The organism is Bowmanella yangjiangensis (assembly GCF_018531185.1).
GTDB classification, from domain to species: domain Bacteria; phylum Pseudomonadota; class Gammaproteobacteria; order Enterobacterales; family Alteromonadaceae; genus Bowmanella; species Bowmanella yangjiangensis.
Window position 1 is genome coordinate 1793903 of sequence record NZ_JAHDJU010000001.1, and the last position, 21254, is coordinate 1815156.

15 protein-coding genes are annotated in these 21254 nt (G+C 47.8%); 11 read left to right on the forward strand and 4 right to left on the reverse strand.

Annotated features, from left to right (window positions below; genetic code table 11):
* Positions 1–195: 195 nt before the first annotated feature.
* Positions 196–1509 (forward strand): GGDEF domain-containing protein, encoded by a 1314-nt coding sequence (locus tag KJY73_RS08025; RefSeq protein WP_214342474.1) that lies wholly within the window; start codon positions 196–198, stop codon positions 1507–1509.
* Positions 1510–1512: 3 nt separating this feature from the next.
* On the opposite strand, the gene KJY73_RS08030 is transcribed toward KJY73_RS08025, so the two are convergent.
* Both KJY73_RS08030 and KJY73_RS08035 read right to left on the reverse strand, forming a co-directional pair.
* Positions 1513–2280: a DUF3307 domain-containing protein gene (locus KJY73_RS08030; protein ID WP_214342476.1), complete on the reverse strand. Its 768-nt coding sequence runs from the start codon at positions 2278–2280 to the stop codon at positions 1513–1515.
* Positions 2273–2911, reverse strand: coding sequence for a hypothetical protein (locus KJY73_RS08035; RefSeq protein WP_214342479.1), 639 nt, complete (start codon positions 2909–2911; stop codon positions 2273–2275). Before KJY73_RS08035 ends, KJY73_RS08030 begins: the two co-directional genes overlap by 8 nt.
* 182 nt (positions 2912–3093) lie before the next feature.
* Here KJY73_RS08035 and glnS point away from each other — a divergent pair, with 182 nt between their 5' ends.
* Positions 3094–4758, forward strand: a complete 1665-nt coding sequence (gene glnS / locus KJY73_RS08040) for a glutamine--tRNA ligase (RefSeq protein WP_214342482.1) — start codon at positions 3094–3096, stop codon at positions 4756–4758.
* 66 nt (positions 4759–4824) lie between these two features.
* On the opposite strand, the gene KJY73_RS08045 is transcribed toward glnS, so the two are convergent.
* Positions 4825–5568, reverse strand: coding sequence for a YciK family oxidoreductase (locus KJY73_RS08045; RefSeq protein ID WP_206595502.1), 744 nt, complete (start codon positions 5566–5568; stop codon positions 4825–4827).
* A 301-nt stretch (positions 5569–5869) separates the two neighbouring features.
* Here KJY73_RS08045 and KJY73_RS08050 point away from each other — a divergent pair, with 301 nt between their 5' ends.
* Both KJY73_RS08050 and sohB read left to right on the forward strand, forming a co-directional pair.
* On the forward strand, positions 5870–8455 hold the full coding sequence (locus KJY73_RS08050) for a VolA/Pla-1 family phospholipase (RefSeq protein ID WP_214342485.1): 2586 nt from the start codon (positions 5870–5872) through the stop codon (positions 8453–8455).
* Between the two features lie 105 nt (positions 8456–8560).
* Positions 8561–9589: a protease SohB gene (sohB, locus tag KJY73_RS08055; RefSeq protein ID WP_214342488.1), complete on the forward strand. Its 1029-nt coding sequence runs from the start codon at positions 8561–8563 to the stop codon at positions 9587–9589.
* A gap of 498 nt (positions 9590–10087) precedes the next feature.
* Here the strand turns inward: sohB and KJY73_RS08060 are convergent, their stop codons facing one another.
* Positions 10088–11434 carry a dicarboxylate/amino acid:cation symporter gene (locus KJY73_RS08060; protein WP_214342491.1) on the reverse strand — a complete coding sequence of 449 codons (1347 nt, stop codon included), beginning with the start codon at positions 11432–11434 and terminating at the stop codon, positions 10088–10090.
* Positions 11435–11562: 128 nt separating this feature from the next.
* On the opposite strand from KJY73_RS08060, the gene KJY73_RS08065 reads away from it, so the two are divergent.
* The 7 genes from KJY73_RS08065 (at position 11563) to KJY73_RS08095 (ending at position 21219) form a co-directional block, all read left to right on the forward strand.
* Positions 11563–13758, forward strand: a complete 2196-nt coding sequence (locus KJY73_RS08065) for an Ig-like domain-containing protein (RefSeq protein ID WP_214342494.1) — start codon at positions 11563–11565, stop codon at positions 13756–13758.
* Between the two features lie 141 nt (positions 13759–13899).
* Positions 13900–14388 carry a TlpA family protein disulfide reductase gene (locus KJY73_RS08070; RefSeq protein ID WP_214342496.1) on the forward strand — a complete coding sequence of 163 codons (489 nt, stop codon included), beginning with the start codon at positions 13900–13902 and terminating at the stop codon, positions 14386–14388.
* A 207-nt stretch (positions 14389–14595) separates the two neighbouring features.
* Positions 14596–15720, forward strand: coding sequence for a M14 family metallopeptidase (locus tag KJY73_RS08075; protein WP_206595508.1), 1125 nt, complete (start codon positions 14596–14598; stop codon positions 15718–15720).
* A 211-nt stretch (positions 15721–15931) separates the two neighbouring features.
* Positions 15932–17578 carry an alanine/glycine:cation symporter family protein gene (locus tag KJY73_RS08080; RefSeq protein ID WP_456298611.1) on the forward strand — a complete coding sequence of 549 codons (1647 nt, stop codon included), beginning with the start codon at positions 15932–15934 and terminating at the stop codon, positions 17576–17578.
* 209 nt (positions 17579–17787) lie between these two features.
* Positions 17788–18180, forward strand: coding sequence for a zinc-ribbon domain-containing protein (locus KJY73_RS08085; RefSeq protein ID WP_214342502.1), 393 nt, complete (start codon positions 17788–17790; stop codon positions 18178–18180).
* Positions 18181–18182: 2 nt separating this feature from the next.
* A complete protein-coding gene (locus KJY73_RS08090; protein WP_214343320.1) occupies positions 18183–18458 on the forward strand; it encodes a YeaC family protein in 276 nt (91 codons plus the stop codon).
* On the forward strand, positions 18448–21219 hold the full coding sequence (locus KJY73_RS08095; protein WP_214342505.1) for a DUF349 domain-containing protein: 2772 nt from the start codon (positions 18448–18450) through the stop codon (positions 21217–21219). Before KJY73_RS08090 ends, KJY73_RS08095 begins: the two co-directional genes overlap by 11 nt.
* Positions 21220–21254 lie beyond the last annotated feature (35 nt).

Consider the following 21254-nt stretch of genomic DNA (forward strand, 5'->3'; position numbering starts at 1 on the left):
CACTTTTGATGACGGTCTTGTAATGGAAAACTCTGACTAAAACGCTTATTCTCATGCAAGGGGCTGAGTTTTTTTCTGAATGTGAGTAGGTCTATTTCTCGAACTGAATTTTTAAGTCTACGTCTTACCATTATTCTGTTCGTGTTGGTTTTTGCCGGTTGTTTGTTTGGGATATGGACGCGTCCTGTAGGGCTTTTGGCCAGTGTTTGGCCAGCCAATGCGTTGATGCTGGGGATGTTGCTGCGTGTACCTCAGGTTGCTAATCCCTATGGATGGCTGGCCAGCGCTTCAGCGTTTGTTTTGGCTGATCTTATAACGGGCAGTGGGTTATTTATTGCGCTGATTCTAAACGGTGCAAATTTGCTGAGTGTGGCAGCGGCTTATTGGCTGCTTAGCCGATTATCCGATGACATGCTGAACCTCCGACATCCTCACTCCATACTGTATATCATGCTGGCGTCTGCGGTGGGTGGTGTGGCTGCGGGTTTAGTGGGGAGCCTGGCTAATCCTTATTTCTTTCGTGGCAGTATGCTTAATGGCTTCACCTTTTGGTGGGTCACAGAAGTGGTTAATTATGTCGCCATACTCCCTATTTTCCTGTCTGCATCATTACAACAGATTCGCTCTTTTTCCTTCGCGCTATGGGGTAGTCGTCGTTATGACTGGATGCCAGCCCTGGCGGTCGGCATCTCATGTTTTGCAATGTTTATGATAGGTGGACCGGGAGCGGTGGCTTTTCCTGTGTTGGCCTTGCTGTGGTGCGCTCTTACATATTCAGTATTTTCCACATCTGTATTGACACTGATATGTAGTTTGCTGGCGTTATTGATTTTATCTGATAGCAAGTATCATCACATTATTGCTGGTGTCGATGATGCTGCACTGTTTTCTATTCGCCTTGGAGCTGCAGTGGTTGCGGTTGCACCGATCATGTTGGCGGTGCTTACCCGCAATAGAAACGAGCTGATGGAACAGTTACGTTATCTAAGTAATTACGATGCCTTAACTGGCATCAGAAGTCGGGCAGCATTTTGTCTGGAAGCATCGAGAAGCTTAAAGGAAAACCAGTGTGCGCATGCTGTGATGATGGTCGACTTGGACCATTTTAAACAAATTAATGACCAATACGGCCATGCGGCAGGCGATCAAACTTTGCAAACCATGGCCATGCGTATTCAGCAATGTTTAAGGCCCAGTGATTACCTGGGGCGTATGGGGGGCGAAGAGTTTGCCGTGTTGTTGACCGACTGCCAGCCTATTGCAGCAAAGGCGGTTGCTGAGCGTATCTGCGCTGTGGTGGCCAGTCAGCCTGTGGAATTGGCGGGTAACATACCGCTGCAGGTAACAACCAGTATTGGCGTTAGCTTTGCCGAGCGAGATGAAAATGTCAGTCTCGAAACGCTGTTGGCATCTGCTGATGCGGCATTGTATGAGAGCAAAAAGGCTGGGCGTAATAGAGTTACTTGTTGTTCATCGACGACCTTCGGGGCTGCTCTCGAGCCAAGTTAATCGTTAAGCCCCGGACATCCCGCTCAATGTTCGGCTAATTTTTAATGCGGTTAAGCCTAAAAATAAACTGATTGTTACGCTAAGCAGGGTTCCTAGCATGACGTACTCCGTCAATCTCCGGTCCTTTTGACGAGTGAGATCACCAAAACGGAAAACGGATTTAGCGGCAATTAAAAAGCCGACTCCGGAAAATTGCCCCATTATCACGAAAGTCAGAATCAGGGTGCGCTCCAGCACGCCAATGGCATGCCCAGCGTTGGGAAGACTACCCTCATTAATGTTTATCGCCCATTTTCTAAGTAGCAGCGCAATCAGCACTGAACTGGGACGCATGATAAGTAGATAGGCCAGTACGATCACCAGGTGTACAGGATCCCATAGCCAGGACCACAGCAAAGCCAACCATGGCAAGTGTGGTGACAGTTGCATGGTAACAGCAATCAGCACGATCAAGTGCAGACACTGATCCAGCAAAAAGTAACGGGCATAAGGCGCACAAAAAGATTTTGCCAAATCAATAAGGTAATGGCTGATTCCGACGAGTAAAGCTAACCAGATTGGCTGCCAGAATGTTGGTCCCCAGCCAAATGCCCAGTCCCAGCTAAAAAGTACCACCCAGGTCAGTAAGCTGTGTACTAAAGCATGCCAACGTAGCTTGGTAGAGCGATGGTGATGAACAAGTCGGTCGTCAATCCAGCTTTTGGGATGCATAAAGAAATCACCCAGCACATGGGCAATCAGCAAACCAAGCAAGAGGAGTAGTTCATCCATGAAAATACCTGTCGGTCAATTGTTCGCAGTAGAGAATAACCTGCATCAGTAGATCATAGTGAGCCTGGTTAAGCAACTTTGTCGCATTTACCCTGGACGTGTGCAGGCGCTTGGCAACGGCTCGGTGGTTTTTGTCCTTTATGGTCAGATATTCCTGTAAGGCTTGGCTTTGGCGGACTGTGAGTTGTGAAAGCAGAGCGTCTGTTTGACGTAGGTTAACTGAAATATGCCAGTTGAAGTCCTGGTCCGGGCTGCGAGCACACATCCTTTGCCCTTGGGGAAGATTGTCCAGCCCTGTACCGGATAGGGTAAAGGCCTCGCCCGTGGCGCTTTTAACATCCGGACGAGGATTACTCAGTGAACCTATACCTATGCTAAGTCGGCAATCCTGTTGCTGGCTCAGCATGGCGAGCCTTAGTAAAATCGCGCTGGCCGCCCAGCTCTGCGGGTTCTCTAAAAGCAGTTGAAAGGCATCACCACGATAAATATTGTATTGCCCTGCATGTTCTTGACACAGATAGCGCAGTGTTTGATCAAGGCTATATAGCAACGCATCATAGTCGGCACTGGGAATTTGGCCCGATGCTACGATATCGCCGGTCAGTACAGCATAAATAGGCTTTTTCTTCATGTAACCTCCTGGGGTTACTTATCTCTATGTAATCTAATTTAGTTACTTTTGGTAAAGTAATCAATAGAGGTTACTTTTTGTTGCCGAGATTGAAGGGAAGCCTTGTATATGCTTGCTGTATTCCCAAAACAAACTGGTATACTAGCGGCTTCTTGATAAACCTAATTACGACAGGGGTAGTAATGGCCGAGACCGACATTCGTCCGACCAATTTTATTCGTCAAATCATTGATAAGGATCTGGCTGAAGGTGTCCACAACCATGTGCATACACGTTTCCCGCCTGAGCCCAATGGCTATCTGCACATTGGCCATGCTAAATCCATTTGTTTGAACTTCGGTCTGGCCCAAGATTATCAAGGGCAATGTAATCTGCGATTTGATGACACTAACCCCGAGAAAGAGAACATTGATTACGTTAATTCCATTAAAGACGACGTAAGCTGGCTCGGTTTCTCCTGGGATGGCGAAGTGTGCTATTCCTCTGATTATTTCGACCGTTTACACGGCTATGCCGTGGAACTGATTGAAAAAGGCTTGGCCTATGTGGAATTTTCCAGTCAGGAAGCAATGCGTGAGTTGCGTGGCACCTTAAAAGAACCTGGCAAAAACAGTCCATACCGTGATACGACAGTCGAAGAAAACCTCAACCACTTTGCCAAGATGACCGCGGGTGAATACCCGGAAGGGCATTGCGTATTACGGGCTAAAATTGATATGGCGTCACCATTTATGTGCATGCGCGATCCGGTGATTTACCGGGTTAAGTTTGCCCATCACCATCAGACGGGTGACAAATGGTGTGTGTATCCCATGTACGATTTTACTCACTGTATTTCGGATGCTATCGAAGGTATTACGCATTCTCTGTGTACACTGGAATTCCAGGACAACCGCCGTTTATACGACTGGGTACTAGATAATATCAGTATTGAATGTCACCCCCGTCAGTACGAGTTCTCTCGTCTGAATCTGGAATATACGGTGCTTTCCAAGCGTAAGTTGATCCAGTTGGTTGAAGAGCAACATGTAGAGGGCTGGGACGACCCGCGTATGCCAACCATTGCCGGTTTGCGTCGCCGTGGTTATACACCTGCGTCTATTCGCGAGTTTTGCAAACGTATTGGTGTCACCAAAATGGATAACATGGTGGAAATGGGCATGCTGGAAGCCTGTATCCGCGATGACCTGAACCAAAATGCCGCGCGTGCTATGGCCGTTCTGGACCCCCTGAAAGTCGTGATTGAGAACTACCCAGCTGATCAGGTGGAAATGCTCAGTGCCCCTAACCATCCGTCAGATGACAGCATGGGCACCCGTGAGCTGCCCTTTACCCGTGAAATCTACATTGAGCGTGAAGACTTCCGTGAAGAAGCCAACAAGAAGTTCAAACGATTGGTGTTAGGTAAAGAAGTGCGCTTGCGTAATGCCTATTTCCTCAAAGCCGAGCGGGCTGAGAAAGACGACCAAGGTAATATCACCACACTTTATTGTACCTATGATGCGGATACCTTAGGCAAGGATCCTGCCGATGGTCGCAAGGCTAAAGGGGTTATCCATTGGGTGTCGGCTAGTCATGGTGTACCTGCTGAAGTGCGTTTGTACGACCGCTTGTTCAAAGTGCCGAATCCGGCCGCAGAAGAAAGCTTCACTGATAGCATCAACCCTGAGTCGATGACAGTGGTGCAGGGGGTGCTTGAGCCCAGTTTGGTCAACGCCGAACCAGGTAAAGCACTGCAGTTTGAGCGCTTAGGTTATTTCTGCAAAGACAAGCGTGCCGACAAATTGGTCTTTAACCGTACCGTGGGTTTGCGTGATACCTGGGCCAAAATCGAAAGCCAGGAATAAGTCGCAATATAGAATAAAAAAAGCAGTGATGGTTTTGCCATCACTGCTTTTTTGCTTGAGGCCTGTTTATTTGGGCTGAGCGTCAATACTCTGGCCGTTCACACCTTTGCTGTTATCTGCCATCAGATACACATATAACGGCATAATATCTTCTGGTGTTTTCAAGGATTCTGGTTTCTCACCTGGATAAGCCTTGGCACGCATTTTTGTGCGGGTTGCACCGGGATTAATGCAGTTAAAGCGGATAGGGGAGTTAGCATACTCATCTGCCAGTACCTGCATCATGCCTTCGGTGGCAAATTTGGATACAGCGTAGGCCCCCCAGTAGGCTCTACCTGTCCTGCCGACACCGGATGACGTGAATACAACCGACGCACATGGCGCGAGTTTCAACACAGGCAACAAGGCTTGGGTTAACAGGAATTGGCTGGTGAGGTTAACCTGCATAATATCCTGCCATTCTTTTTCTTCTATTTGGGCAAACGGCCTTAAATAGCCCAATAAGCTGGCATTATGCAATACCCCATCCAGCTTGCCGAATTGCTCAACAATAGTTTGCGCAAACTGCTGGTAGTGGGTAGATGTCGCACCATTGAGATCAAGTGGGACAATGGCGGGCTCTGGACAGCCAGCCTCAACAATTTCATCGTAAACCGCTTCAAGTTTACTTACTGTACGACCCAACAAAATGACCGTGGCTCCGGCCTTTGCATAGGAGAGTGCGGCAACTTTCCCAATACCGTCACCGGCTCCGGTAACCAGGATCACTTTGCCCTGCAGGGCTTCTTCAGCTGTATCATATTGCTGCATAAAATAACGGTCCAAATACATGAAAACCGGCGGATTCTAGCATTTAATTAAGTTGCTGTATGAGAAAAATACCCGAACATCCAGCTGTCACAAACGATTAACAAAACTTTGCAAATGGCTAGCAAAGTCAATAATATTGCATTAACGTTAACTGGTCATACTTGTTGGGATAACGCAATGAAATCCTGGCTTTGACCGGCTAAATTACGAGCAAAAGGCCCTTTTTTTACCCTAGTGCCGACAAGGAAAAATCCGGTCGGATGGTGGAACAAGAACAAAAAACAGGTTTTGGGGAGACACAATGAAAAAATTAGTAATCAGCGCTGCAGTAGCCTCTGTAATGGGGCTGTCTGGATGTGGAGGCGGTGAGTCGTTAAGCGACATCCAGTCTGATGCCGACAAGGCCCCTGCCAAACCCTTTGCAAGGATAGTGTTCGATCCGGCCGCCTCCAAGCTAAACGTACCCAATGATTTGTTAATGATCCCAGATACCAGTTTGGGTTTCTTTGACTTTACGATTAATACCGCCAGTGATGCTGATTTTAATCCTGCGGACCCACAATCGGCATTGACGGCTTTGGATGGTTGGTCAACCCAGCATCCATTTAAAATTGATATCAATGTACCAAGTGGAGTCAGCCTTGATGCATCAAGTGTTAGTGCCAGTTCTATCCGCCTGTTTGAATCGAAGCAGGCATTAGAAGGGCAAGAGCCACTATGTCAGGCTATTGCCGCCGAGGTGGCTGCGCCAGGATTGCCTTGTGTATTAGGTGATGAATTGGTGTGGGGTGTTGACTACATCGCACAAATGCCGGCTGGCCAAAGTGGTCCAGTTCAATCCGTTCAGGTTATTCCGTTGAAACCTTTTAAACCTGGGCAGGGCTATATGTTGGTTGTTACCGACGACCTTAAAGATAGCGATGGTCGCCCTGTGAAAGGTTCTTCCAGTTGGGAGTTGGCTTCTCAGGATCCCAACACTGCACCATTAGGTTCAGACGCACAGAAGCAGCTACAGAACATTCTGAATTTCTTTATGACTCTGCTTGGCGGTGAAGGTTTGGATCGGGGGGATGTTTCTTACGCCGCCTATTTCTCAACACAATCCGCCGGTAAGGTGCTATCAACCGTAAAATCCATGCAAATTGCTCAGTTTGCTCAGGCCGTCGGTGCCGGCATGACGCCACAAGCGGCTGCAGCACAGTATTTGCCGGTGATTCAAATTGGCAGTGCGCCAGCACCTGATGCGTACTCTGTTCTTGCGCCTACTGCCCTTGGGGCACAAATGTGGGCACAGTTAGGTGCACTCGGCCTGAATACCTGTCAGGGTTTAGTGGCTGGGCTGCAAAGCGCGGATCCTGTTACTGCAGGAACTGCGCAACAAGTGTTTGCCAAGTTGGGAGCATACTGCGCTGCAGGGTTGAAACAAGGTTCGATCCAGCTTGATTATTATCTGAGCAAAACGGCACCGACTACTGACTGGTGGCGGGCTGCCTGTACTAACGGTGCCATGCTGAAAAGCATGGGAGCTACTGCTGTTGGAAATGTCGTAGCAGCTGGATTGACGGGGCCTTACAATGCTCAGTGCCAGGCTCTCTCGCAAGGGCAGCTGTTCGATCTGGATCTGAAAACTGCTGGTGTTATCGCCTTTGACGATCCGCGTCACTTAACGAAAGTCAGCCCTATCCCTAAGAGCTATGGCAAGGAAACATTGGCGGTTCAGGTCACTGTGCCTGATCCAAATTATGCCAATATTATCAATGCGCAATTAGGGCAACCGGCGATCAGTAAGCCTGCCGCTGGCTGGCCGGTAGTGATACTGCAACACGGTATTACTTCTAAGAAAGAAGATATGCTTGCAGCGACAGGCGCATTGTCTTTAGCTGGTTTTGCTACGGTGGCTATTGATCATCCGTTACATGGTAGTCGTGGTTTCGTTATTGATGGCAAAGTGGTTAATGCCAGCAGTGGAACCGGTGGCAGCCCTACAGATTATCTGAATTTGGCTAGCTTACTTACTGCAAGAGACAATATGCGTCAAAGCGTTGCTGATATTCTCGGCTTACGCCTAGGTCTGAATGCTGATGTGGATCTGTCTAACGGCAGTACTACCTTGTTGGATGGCACTCAGGTGTCTTTTGTTGGCCATTCTTTGGGAGCTATTACAGGGACGGGAGCAGTAGCCCTAGCCAACACAAGTTTTGGGGAACCTCTGGCTGCTTTCGATGGCATGTATAAGATTGAAGCTGCCACGTTGGCCAATCCCGGCGGTGGGGTAGGTGGTTTCCTTATGGAGTCAGCATCTTTCTCTCCGTTGATTAAGGGTTCCTTAATGGCACAGGCATCACCTGAATTCCAGGCCGCTTTACAGCAGTATATGCAGGCAAATGGAATTCCTTCGGTAACCCCTGAACTGTTGACCGCATTTTATCCGTTGTTTGAATCTCAACTGACTGCTGAACAACTAGCCAGTGCAAACGCTACTTTTGCGAGTTTTACATTCGCAGCTCAAACGTTAATCGATGCTGGTGATCCTAACAACTATGCCATGGCATTAGCTGCTAGCACTCCAGTACATATGATTGAAGTGGTGGGTGGTAACCAAGTTAATGGTGAAGTGAGTAAACCTGATCAGGTGATTCCAAACAAAACCACTTTACCTCTTGCCGGTACAGAGCCTTTGGCCAAGTTGATGGGATTATGGCCAGCGGTAGTGTCAGATACGCAAGGTAGTGGTTTAGTTCAGTTTGCGGAAGGAAGCCATAGTTCGCTGCTGGACCCAGGTCCAAGTTTGGCGGCAACTACCGAAATGCAGAAGCAACTGGCGACCTTTATGGCATCCAAGGGGATGTTGATTAATATCACTGATACCAGCGTGATAGCTCAGTAAAAAAAGCTGCATGCAGTTAATAAAGCCAGGTCTTTGACCTGGCTTTATTTTTATGTAGATTGCCCCCACATAGAGTGGGTATGAAAATCATGGGAGTAATAGATTTTGGAATTTCTTTACGAATACGGACTGTTTGCGGCTAAAGCGATAACACTGGTTGTTGCGCTGCTATTAGCCGTCGGTGGCGTCATTGGCTTGGCCAGTCGTCAGAAGGCAGCTAAAGGCGAGTTAGAAATAAACTCGATATCCGAGCGTTTGGACGAGCTGAAACTGCATGCCAGTCAGTTAATTCTGAGCAAGGAAGAATGGAAGAAGCAGGAAAAAGCAGACAAAAAGCAAAAGAAAGCAGAGCAGAAAAAATCCAAAGAGGCTGAAGATACTCACAAGGCCAACTTGTTTGTAGTGGACTTCAAGGGCTCTATGGATGCACATGAAGTCGATGCTCTGCGCGAAGAAATCACGGCAATATTATGTATTGCCAAGCCAGAAGATGAGGTTTTGGTGCGCCTGGAAAGTGGTGGCGGTGTAGTACATGGTTATGGTCTGGCAGCATCACAATTGCAGCGTTTAAGGGATGCCAATATCAAGCTGACCGTCTCTGTGGATAAGGTAGCGGCCAGTGGTGGTTATATGATGGCGTGCGTCGCCGATCGGGTGGTTGCGTCTAAATTCGCCATCATTGGTTCTATTGGCGTCATTGCCCAGCTTCCCAACTTTAATAAACTATTGAAAAAGCACGATATTGACTGGGAGCAACATACCGCCGGGCAGTTTAAGCGCACCCTGACAGTATTCGGAGAAAACAATGATGAAGGTCGTCAAAAGTTTCGAGAAGAACTGGAAGAAGTGCATAAGCTATTTAAAGCCTTTGTGCAGGAGCACCGCACAGAACTTGACCTGGATAAAGTGGCCACGGGTGAGTACTGGTATGGCACGCAAGCTTTGGAACTGAAGCTGGTTGATGAGTTACAGACCTCTGATGATCTATTGCTCAAAGCCAATCAGGATAAAAAGATATTCCAGGTAAAATACACGCAAAAGAAAAATCTGATGGAAAAGTTGGGTAAGAGCGCAGGGATTGCACTGGAGTCCACTATAGGCAAGCTCTGGCAAAAGTCCCAGCACCCTTTATAAAACTCCTTCTTTTTATACATTATGCCGCCCCAGCGCTCTGCTGAGGTGGCATAACATCAAGTGCTTTAACTTTTACCACAAAGCATTGTTCGAATTGAATCGAGCTGGTCGTTGATATAAGACGCTAGTGTTTACTCTGTTAATAAAGATCATACATCCCTGCTATGGAATGCGTTCATATCTGTTGGATGCAATGCTTGTTGGTGCCTTTGGTCGGGAGTTCTAGCGTAGGGTGGTTTTAAACATGCAGAGGAGGGAGCTGGATAAAGCCAAGGCAACATTTCTGGCCGTTCTTCCATGGACATCGCTGACGAGTGTTCCTTACCACCTCAGCATACCGTCCATCCATGGACATCGCTGATGAGTGTTCCCTACCACATCAGCATGCCGTCCATCCATGGACATCGCTGATGAGTGTTCCCTACCACATCAGCATACCGTCCATCCATGGACATAAAAAAACCGCGGATTACCGCGGTTTTTTTGTCTTAAGAGTATCTATTTATTTTTGTCGAAGTGCTCAAAATCGACATTCTCTTCACGAGCGCCAGCATTGGGATCGTTATAGGTATCAAGATCCAGTTCACCTTCGCTCTTTGCCACAATACAAGCTACCGTACAGTCACCCGTGACATTTACGGCGGTTCGAGTCATGTCCAGCAAACGGTCAACACCTATGATCAGGGCAATGCCTTCTACCGGCAAACCGACTTGCTGCAACACCATGGCTAGCATGATCAGACCAACACCAGGCACGCCAGCAGTACCAACAGAAGCGAGCGTGGCTGTAAGGATAACCATCAGGTAATCAGATACAGACAGATCCACCCCGTAAACCTGCGCAATAAATACTGTGGCAACACCCTGCATAATGGCAGTGCCATCCATATTAATAGTGGCGCCTAAAGGCACGGTAAAAGAAGCCACGGTATTTTTAACGCCTAACTTATTGCGCGCCGTTTCTAAAGTAACCGGCAAAGTGGCACTGCTGCTTGCGGTACTAAAAGCAAATAGCACGGCGTCACGCATTTTCCGGATCATAAATAAAGGATTTAGACCGGCCAGTAACTTAAGCAACAGTGGGTAGGATACAAATGCATGTATCAGCAGCACACCTAGGACAAGGAAGAAGTACTTCAGTAAACTGGTGAAAGTGTCAAATCCAATAGTGGCAAACAGTTTGGCCATCAGAGCCAACACGCCGTAAGGTGCTAAGTTCATTAGAATGGTCACCAGGCGCATAACGACTTTGTTTAAATCTTCGAACAAATCGCCAAGCCGCTTACCGGCACTGCCTGACATGGCCATGGCAACACCAAATAACACCGAGAAGACAATAATTTGCAACATGTTTCCCTGTGCCATGGCATTGATCGGGTTAGTGGGGAACATATTGATGATAACGTCAGACAAAGAGGGAGCTTCTTTGGCAGTAAAGCTTGTGTTGGTATCCAGGTTTATACCTTCACCTGGTGACACAATTAACGCAAAAGAAACGGCTATTGTGATCGCCAATGCTGTGGTAAACAAATAGAGTAAAATTGATTTTCCGCCCAGACGCCCCAGCTTGCTTGGGTCTGAAAGGTTGCAGGTACCACAAACCAGTGATACAAAAACCAGCGGAACCACCAACATTTGTAAGCTGGCGATAAAGATTTTACCTATGATATTAAATATACCTTCCACCAGAAGCGTATACGTAGAAATCTCCAGCCCTAATACCCGGAAGGTGAAATCTCCGCTATCATCAAACAGGGCTCGAAGCAGGCCTCCTATGAGGATACCGGCTAACATGCCTAGGAAGATTCTGGTGGTAAGACTGTACTTAGTTGCAGTAGAGGCCATAGATGTCCAAGTCGTTATAGTTATAAGCGGCTAAGACTAACAATTTTGCCGGATAAGCTGAACTTAAAAAACATCGAAATCAGCTAAACAGCTTATTCCAAAGACAATCAGAGGTTAGGGAGAAAAGAATGAGGTCAACCCTTAAAGTCGCAGCCATCTATTTGCTGAGCCTAATGCTCGTTGCCTGCGGCGGCGGCGGTTCATTGAGCAACGACGGGGGCGGTAATCCAATCCCCAGTTCATATAGTATTAGTTTCTCTGTTGTTGATGAGCAGGGCGGTGCCGTGGATCATGTCAACGGTGAGTTGTCAGCATCAACACCCTGGACCGTGCTTGCTAAAGTCACAAAAGATGGCAGTGCACAGTCGGGTGTAACCGTTACCTTTACCCTGGCCGATGGTGAAGTGGCCAGTTTGTCGAAGGGCAGTGATACCACTAATAGCGATGGTGTCGCCGAGGTGCAAGTATTGGCCGGTGGTAAAAAAGGCAGTGTGGTGCTTGCAGCCAGACTAACTGACAATACCGAAGCAACCTTATCCTTTGATTCAGCTGGCGATGGCAACTCATCAACAGTAGAGATTGCCAAACTAAGTCTTTTTGCCAGCTCTACGCAATTACCTTCTTCAGGCTCAGATGAAATTGAATTGATTGCATTGGTACAAGATGCATCAAACGCTTTACTGGAAGGCGTTGACGTTCAGTTTTCAGCTTCATCAGGCCAGCTAAGCACTGGGACCGCCACAACCGCTGATGATGGAACCGCTCGTAAAACTCTGACTACTTTAAATGAAGCGGAAAACCGTGAGATTGAAGTCAAAGCCAGGGCGGGTAATAAAGAACAAATCTTGCTGGTTAAGGTCGTAGGTACCAGTGTCAGAATCAATGGCCCGTCTTCGGTCATTGTGAATGACGAAGCTGAATTTGCAATTACCGTGACCGACTCGGATGGTAAGGGCATAAATAATGCTGCAGTCAGTCTGGCTGCCAGTAACGGAACCTTTGTCGGAGACACTACTAACCTGAAAACCGACGGTAATGGTCAGATTCTGGTGCGTTATCGGGCGAGTGCTTCAGGGCAGGATACAATTACTGCATCGGCATTAAATGCCCAGGCCAGTTTCGTGGTGAATGTGCAGCAAGATAACTTTGCCTTCCAAGGCCTCCCGAACACCAGTGTTAAGCAGATCCCTATTAATACCGATTCCATTATCACGATTAACTGGAGCAAAAATGGTATTGCTTATCAGGGAGGCACTGTCACTTTCAATGCTTCTCGTGGCCAGTTTAACAATAGCTCGGTGACTACAAACAGCTCGGGCCAGGCATCGGTAACTATTCGTTCAAGCAATGCCGGTGTATCGGCTATTTCTGCCGAAGGTCGCGACAACAATGGCAATGTTGTTACAGCCAGAGCAGAGGTTGAATTTGTAGCCACTGTTGCCCACAGCATTATTGTTGATGCAACCCCTGATGTGGTTGGTCCGGATGGACAAACGGCGACAATTACTGCCTTGGTTCGTGATCCTGACGGTAACCTGGTTAAAGGTAAACAAGTTAACTTTACGGTTGATGACACCTCTTCAGGTAAGTTGTCACCCAATTCGAGCGTAACAGATAGCCGCGGTGTTGCTACGACTGTATTTACCTCAGAAGCCGTATCCAGCAATGAAGCGGTAAGAGTGACCGCCACGGTTGCAGATACACCATCAGTGACTTCATTTACTGACTTGACCGTGGGTGCCAGGGCTTTTGATATCACTATAGGCACGGGTAACTTTATTGTGGTGCCAGAAGGCGACAACACCAGTTATATGAAAGAGTTTGCGGTATTTGTTAGTACTTCAAATGGTGCCCCGGCCAAAGATGTTCGACTAACTGCATCAGTTATGCCTTTGCCACTTAGCCTGGGTGGAACATATTCAAAAGGCTACTGGCAGTGGAATGCAATATTGGAAGTGTGGGAGCCAATAGTGACGGCTGTTTGTGATAACGAAGATAAAAATGCCGATGGTGTATTGGATGCAGGTGAAGACACTAATAATGACAACTTCCTGACTCCTGGCATTATTGGTACGTTGAAGTTTGCTGATAACAACAATGTTACCGACGAAAATGGCCGTGCTACTTTGGAGTATCGCTATCCCAAGGACAGAGCCCCTTGGACGTCAGTGGTTATTCAGGTTAATAGTGAATCAGCGCGCAGCGAAGATGCTGAAGATCAGCGCTACACATTAGATTACTCTGCCGAAGAAGCCAATAACGAGAATGGTAGCATGGCACCAAACTGGTTTGGGCGCGGCCTGACCTGTACCGACCGGCTGTAAATTAGCCAAATTTAGAAAAACCGATGCCATGGCATCGGTTTTTTTATGTCCGGTCGAATAAATTTAGCGACCTGTCTGATTCTGCTTTTTTAAACCTAGTGCTTTGGTAAGGTGCATTAAAAAAGGAAGTTATCTGGATATATGAATAGACATCTGTCTTCGGCGTTACGTTGGTTGGTCTTGCTCGTTGCCTTGGGAGCTTTGTATCAATGGCAAACCCGAAACTTGTTAGAGACGGGTAATCAAGTACCTGACACACATTTACCTTTGTTATCCGGCGGTAGCAGCCCATTAACGGAAGAGGGTAAGCCAACACTGGTATACTTTTTCGCCCCCTGGTGTTCCATTTGTGCCGCCAGTATCGGTAATCTGGAGGCGCTGGAAAGTGATGAGCTGGTGATTCGGCGGGTGGCTATGGACTATGCCTCACTTGAGGATGTCAGTGAATTCGTCAGAGACAACGAAGTGGCTGGGGATGTGTTGATAGGCCATGAAGGACTTAAACAGCAATTTAGAGTGTTAGGTTACCCCACTTATTACTTGCTGGATGCCAATCAGCGGGTGGTTGCTAGTGATATGGGCTATAGCACCAGCATGGGACTGAAAGTCAGAAAAGCGCTGGCTTTGTGATTAACCTTTCGGCTCAAAAGAAGTGAAGCGATGCAACGACGACATTTCAATTGCTAACTATTTGCGACTTAGATTTCAAATCTGCCGCTAAGGCTGAAAGGGCCATGTGGCTTGGGTTGATTGGCAAAACAGAGGGCTTTTAGTTTGTGAGAATTGTTGTACTTTATGTTAGATTAGCGCCGTCATTCACCTAACGTCATATTTACAATGAGAATAAGCTGCAATTTTGATAGCGGTAATATCCAGGTTGTTCGGGCTGACAGCCCGGATGACATTCAATTAAGAATCAATAAAGATCATCAATCTGACTTTTATCAGTGGTTTCACTTTCGCTTAGAAAGCCAGCCTATGGTGAATCATAAGCTGCATATCGGTGATTTAGCCAAATCTGCCTATCCTGACGGATGGAAAGGATATCAGGCGGTTGCGTCTTATGACCGTCAGGAGTGGTTTAGGGTGGATTGTCAGTTTGACGGCGATACGCTAACTATTGACCACACACCTGAATATGCCACTACCTATTATGCCTATTTCGCTCCTTATTCTTATGAACGTCATTTGGATTTGCTTGCCTGGGCACAAACCTCTTTCGACTGTGAGTTAAGCCACCTTGGTGAAACACTAGACGGCCGTGATATGTCGCTGCTTACTGTGGGACATGCGGAACCAGGCAAGAAAGCCATTTGGATAGTTGCTCGTCAGCATCCGGGAGAAAGCATGGCCGAGTGGCTGGTCGAAGGATTGCTTGAACGATTACTAAATGAAGATGATGGTCTGTCCAGACAATTATTGGACCAAGCCGTATTTTACATTGTGCCGAATATGAACCCCGATGGTTCAGTGCGTGGACATTTACGTACTAATGCTAAAGGCATCAACCTTAATCGTGAATGGGCACATCCTTCTTTAGAAAACAGCCCTGAGGTTTATTACGTCCGAAACAAGATGCAACAAACCGGTGTGGATATGTTTTTAGATGTGCACGGTGATGAAGCATTGCCCTATAACTTTGTCGCGGGTGGCGAAGGTATTCCTAATTACAGCGATAAAATTGCACAGTTGGAAAGCACCTTCAAGCAAGCGTTGTTGACGGCTACGCCAGAATTCCAGGACACTTACGGCTATGCCAAGGACAATCCTGGCGAAGCGAATCTGACAGTCGGTTCCAATGCCATTGGCAACGATTTTCACTGCTTGGCCTATACCTTGGAAATGCCGTTTAAAGACAATGCTGAGTTGCCTTGCGCGGCTTATGGTTGGTCGCCGGAACGCAGCAAACAGCTGGGTAAAGATGTGTTAATCGCCGTGCGCGCTGTATTAAATCAGCTTTAACTGAGACGATATGCCGGGACTGGACGCCCGGCATTTAATTGGGAAGGGATAGTTCCCAAAAAAATAATAAGCGGCTAGACCGCAAAGTGGCGTAGTTTTGAATGCATACTCCACTGGTTGCAACAGGTGGTTATCTGCCTCTAACTCTATAACGATAACAAAGGGGAAAGCGTTGGAATCCTTCAATCAGTTCTTACTCTCACTGGACGGCATGCTCGGAAGTGCCGCCTGGTTTCCTTATGTACTCTTAGGCGTAGGCCTGTTTTTCACTATCTATCTGGGTTTTCCGCAAATCCGATATTTTAAACATGCCTGGTTGGTGGTCAGCGGTAAGCTGGATAGAAAAGGGGCCCCTGGTGATACAACTCACTTTCAGGCTCTGACAACGGCATTATCGGGCACTGTGGGTACGGGTAACATCGGCGGGGTGGCTTTTGCTATCTTCCTTGGTGGCCCTGCGGCACTATTCTGGATGTGGGCAACCGCCTTTTTAGGCATGACCACCAAGTTTGTCGAAGTAACGCTTTCACATAAGTATCGGGTGAAAACCGAAGACGGCACTATGGCCGGTGGCCCCATGTATTACATGGACCGCCGTCTTAATATGAAGTGGTTGGCTATTGCCTTCGCCATTGCCACTGTAATCAGTTCTTTCGGTACAGGTAACCTTCCCCAAATCAATAATATTGCTCAGGGCATGCAGGCAACCTTTGGCTTAGAGCCAATGTTAACCGGTGGTGTACTGGCCGTGTTGCTGGCACTGGTTATTTTGGGCGGTATTCAACGTATCGCTAAAGTAACCTCTAAGGTCGTGCCTTTTATGTCAGTGCTTTACGTTATTGGTGCACTGGCGGTAATTTTGTACAACGTTGAAAACATCGGCCCTGCCTTCGCATCGGTCATTTCAGATGCCTTTACCGGCTCTGCTGCTGCCGGTGGTTTCCTGGGCGCGACTATTGCCTATGCTTTTAACCGTGGTGTTAACCGTGGCTTGTTTTCTAACGAAGCGGGTCAAGGTTCAGCCCCTATTGCCCACGCTGCAGCCAAGGCGGATGAACCTGTATCTGAAGGTATGGTGTCTATCCTCGAACCTTTTATCGATACCATTATTATCTGTACCCTGACAGGCCTCGTTATCTTGTCCTCCGGTGTATGGAAAGAAAAATTCGATAACGAGTTTGAGCGCGCTGATATGAAGATTCTGGCCGGTCAGTATTCGGATCAGAATGACGATGACCGTCATCAACTGTTCTTATATCTGAACAATGAGAAAGGCCATAATATCGAGCCCTATAACGGTAAGATTGAAGTTGTTTCAGGTAAAGCGATCAGCCGCAACTTCACTATCATCAACTCTCGCTCAGTAGCAGAAGATGTTGTCTTCAGTGTTGATGCCAAGGAAGATTTGTTTACAGGTACCTTGAATGTAAAAGATGGTCGACTGCTTAAGGACAATATCCTGGTGTCCGGCAAATCTTTGGTGCATTCCGCGCAGTTAACTACGGTAGCCTTTACCCGCGGTTTCTTTGGTGACTACGGCCAGTACATAGTGTCTATTGGTCTGTTGCTGTTCGCCTTTTCTACGGCGATCGCCTGGTCCTATTACGGCGACCGAGCTATGACCTATTTGTTGGGGCCCCGCTCAGTTATGCCGTATAGGGTATTTTATGTGGCAGGCTTTTTCTGGGCCTCATTCTCTGACACTACCTTGGTCTGGAATCTGGCGGCGGTAGCCATTGTGGTGATGACCCTGCCGAACCTGTTCGGTATCATGGTGCTCCATAAGGAAATGAAGCAGACAGTGAATGAGTACTGGCGCGATTTCAAGGAAAAACAGGCGAATAAAGATCAAGCCTGATAACAAATGAAAAGCGCGGCACAAGCCGCGCTTGTTTTATGTCCATGGATGGACGGTATGCCGGGGTTGCAGGGAGCCTTCACCGGCGATGTCCACGGATGGACGGTATGCCGGAGTTACAAAGCTCCTGTTGGCATTTTTGAATAAGCGACCTGGCAGGGAATATTGGTGGTCGATGTCTGCAGTAACTGAGATGAATTGGAGGGAATATGGCGCTGACAAACTGCCCGTCCTGTAACAAGAAAATTTCCGATAAGGCCAAGTCCTGCCAACATTGCGGTTTTGCCGTAGGGGCGGCAACGGAAGATGATATCTTGCGTAAGCAGCGCTTTAACAAATTCAAAAGAGCGCAGTCTATTCAGACGCAATCCATGATAGCTATGATTATGTTTATCGCTGGCTTTGCCATTTTGTATTGGGGGGACGGTCCCTCCACGGAATATGCTTGCAAACTGTCTTTTAATTTGATTAATAACAGCAGCCCAATTTGCCTCTGGCATGGGCAGCTACAATACAATATTGCCATGAGTTGCTCGGTGATTGGTTTCGTCTGGTACGTAATCAATCGTGTTCGTTTGATTTTTATGAAGAAGTTTGATTGATGATGGATATCCAGCAAATGGTCAATGCCATGACTCCTGACGTCTACGAAAGACTGCGTCAGGCGGTTGAAACCGGTAAATGGCCAGATGGCACCCCGTTAAGTGAAGGGCAGCGTGATAGCAGTATGCAAGCAGTTATGCTCTATCAAGCCACGGTGCTTAAGTCCGACGAACATATGACGGTCGGCGCAGACGGCAGCATAGTGCATAAATCCAAACAAGAGCTAAAGCAGCAGTTTCAGCCCTCTATTGCCAGGTTTAAAGCAGATGATATTTAAAAATCTGTTTCGTCCCAAACACCAGCATTCCGATGCCAATGTCAGACAACAGGCTGTGGCATCCCTAGACCCAGGCAACCCGGAGCATAAAACTGCGCTGCACGAGATGGCATTTAATGACGAAAGTATCGCTGTCAGGCTCGCTGCGCTGGATAAGTTAAACAGCTTTGCTCTGTGGTGGAAGCTGGCGCAAACTGAGCGTCAGGAACGCATCCATAAACGTGCTCAGCAGCGGGTAGAAGGTATTTTACTAGACGATCAGGCCGATAGCCTGACCGATAAGCAGCGACACACTTTTGTGCAAGAATGCGCGAATCACGCACTCTTGGAAAAATTACTGCTGCAACGCTGGCAGCATGATGAGCCGGTGTTAAGCCAGGCTGTGTTAGCCAAGATTGATAAATCGACTTTACGTCAGCGCGTGATGTTCGAGACGAATGATGCCAGCTTGCGTTTGGCGCTGGCTGAGCAAGAGCAAGAGCCCGAGTGTCTGCAACGTATGCTGCGAAAGCATAAAGATCCACAGATTGTCGAACTCGCCAGACAGAAGCTGGATAAGCTCAGTCAGGAGCAATTGGATAAGCAGCAGCTAGAGCGGGAGCTTAGATTGGTACTGGCCAAGCTATTGGCACTAAAGGATTGCCAGGAATATCCGCTACTTTGTGAGCAATTGGAGCAATTGTCAGCCCAGTTTGAAAGTCAGCAGGAAAAGTTGACAGCGTTGCCGCAAGCTATTCGTGAAGAGATTCTAAGTAAGTTCCAGGATTTGACCGAAAAGGTACGTGCTCGTGCCGAGGCGGCCAAGCACGGCTGGCAACTGGCAGAATCTGAGCGTAAAGCCACTGAACTGGCAAGTCAGATTAAGCAACAAGCCCAGCAGTGGCTGAACGATGTGACTAACCAACAAAACATCGAACAGCTGTCTGAGCAAGCAAGATGCACTTTGTTGGAACAAATAGAGATGCATCGTAAGGCCTTGCAAGGGTTACCGGCCGATCAAGCAATAGAATCTCTACATAATCGCTTTGCCCAGATACAAATTGCGCTGGACAAACTACCAGCCTTGCAACAGGCAATTGAAGGTGCGCGTACCTTACTGGACAGTATCCAAGGTGTTGCTTTGCCAGATAGTTTGGCTGAATTGGGGGGCGCCCAGCAGGCGTGGCAAGAAGCACGTGGTGCATACAGAGAATTGAAAAAGCCCCATGGCGACCTGTGGCCTCTTGCCCTGCATAAGCAGTGGCAAGTGCTGGATAAAGCGTGGCAGAACGCCATCAGTGAACTTCGTCAACAAGCCAAGGCACAAGTGAATAAGGTCCGGGGTGGCCTGCATAAAGTGCAGGATATGATTGAAGCTGGCAAGTTCAACGCCGCACTGTCTTTGTATCAGCGCTTGCAGGAGAATATTCAGGCGTTGCCTGAACAGGAAATGCAAGCTTTGCAACGATTGAGTGAACAAGTTCAGGCGCAAATAGAGAATCTTAAGGAATGGCAGGTTTATATTGCCCAGCCGCGCAAGCCAGCATTGCTTAATGAGATTCGTAGCTTGCTGGATGCGCCTTTGCCAATCAAAGAGCAGGCCGAAAAGGTTAAGCAATTGCGCAGTCAATGGAACAGTTTGGGTAAACTGGAAAGTGATGAAGACAGCGAGTTGAATCAGGCCTTTGATCAGGCATGTGAGATGGCCTTTATACCCGTCCGTGAATACTATGCCCAGGCAGAACAAGTCCGGGAGCAAAATTTACAGGCCAAGCTGGCGGTATTGAGTCAACTAACTGAATTGGCACAAGCCGATATCAGTATGGAAGAGTTAGCCAGACAGCAGCAATGGCTGGAAAAGCAGTGGCGTGATATAGGTGAAATAGACTACCGACGGGTTGCAGAACTGAACCAAGAGTTTCGCGACCGTTGTGCGCCAGTGAAGGCTAAACTGCTTGAATGGTATCAGGATAATGAGGCACAAAAGCAGCGTCTGGTAGAAAAAGTGCAGAGTTTGCTGGATGCCGAAGATACCCTTGAGGCTATTAACTTGGCTAAACAGGCGCAGGAAAGCTGGAAGAGGATTGGGCGAGGGCGTGCTAAGGTGGATCGTCAGCTTTGGTCAGCATTCAGGGCGGCTAACGATGCATTATTTGCCAGACGCAATGAGGCCCAGCAACAACAACGTCAGGCCAATAATGCCGTTATCGGCCAGATTGATGCGTTGTTAGACAAGGCTGCACTTGCCTTGAGAGAAGCCTCTGAGCAAACACAGTTGCAGGCCCTGCAGAGTGCAACGCGGCAGCAACTGACCGACTTAGTCAGTGAACTTGATGCGCGTACTACACAGAGCAAGATGCGCGACTGGCAGAAACTGGAAAACCAGATCGCTGATAAGGCCAAAGCACTTCGGCAAGATGCCAAGCAGGCGCAGTTTGCTCTGTTGCTTGACATTTTGTCGCAGTGGCAAGAAGAGCCGCTACCTGCAAGGGTTGAGCAATTACCTGGCGTTTGGCGTCAAGCATTTGCTCAAACGGAAGAGCGAGAGAGTCGAGCTAGAATTCTGTTAAAAATGGAATTATTAGCGGGCGTGGAATCTCCGCAGGAAGAAGCAGAAATGCGTCGCGAAACACAGTTGGAAATGATGACAAACAAACTTGAGCAGGGCGAATCCTTGGATTTGCAAAAATTGCTGATTAAGTGGATTGGTCAGGGGCCGGTTGCCGCTTCTGAACAAGAACAGTTGGTGCGTTTGCAGCGACTGTTTGTACCGCACGACTAATGTATTTGACGTAATCGTAATGAGCCCCGTCAAAT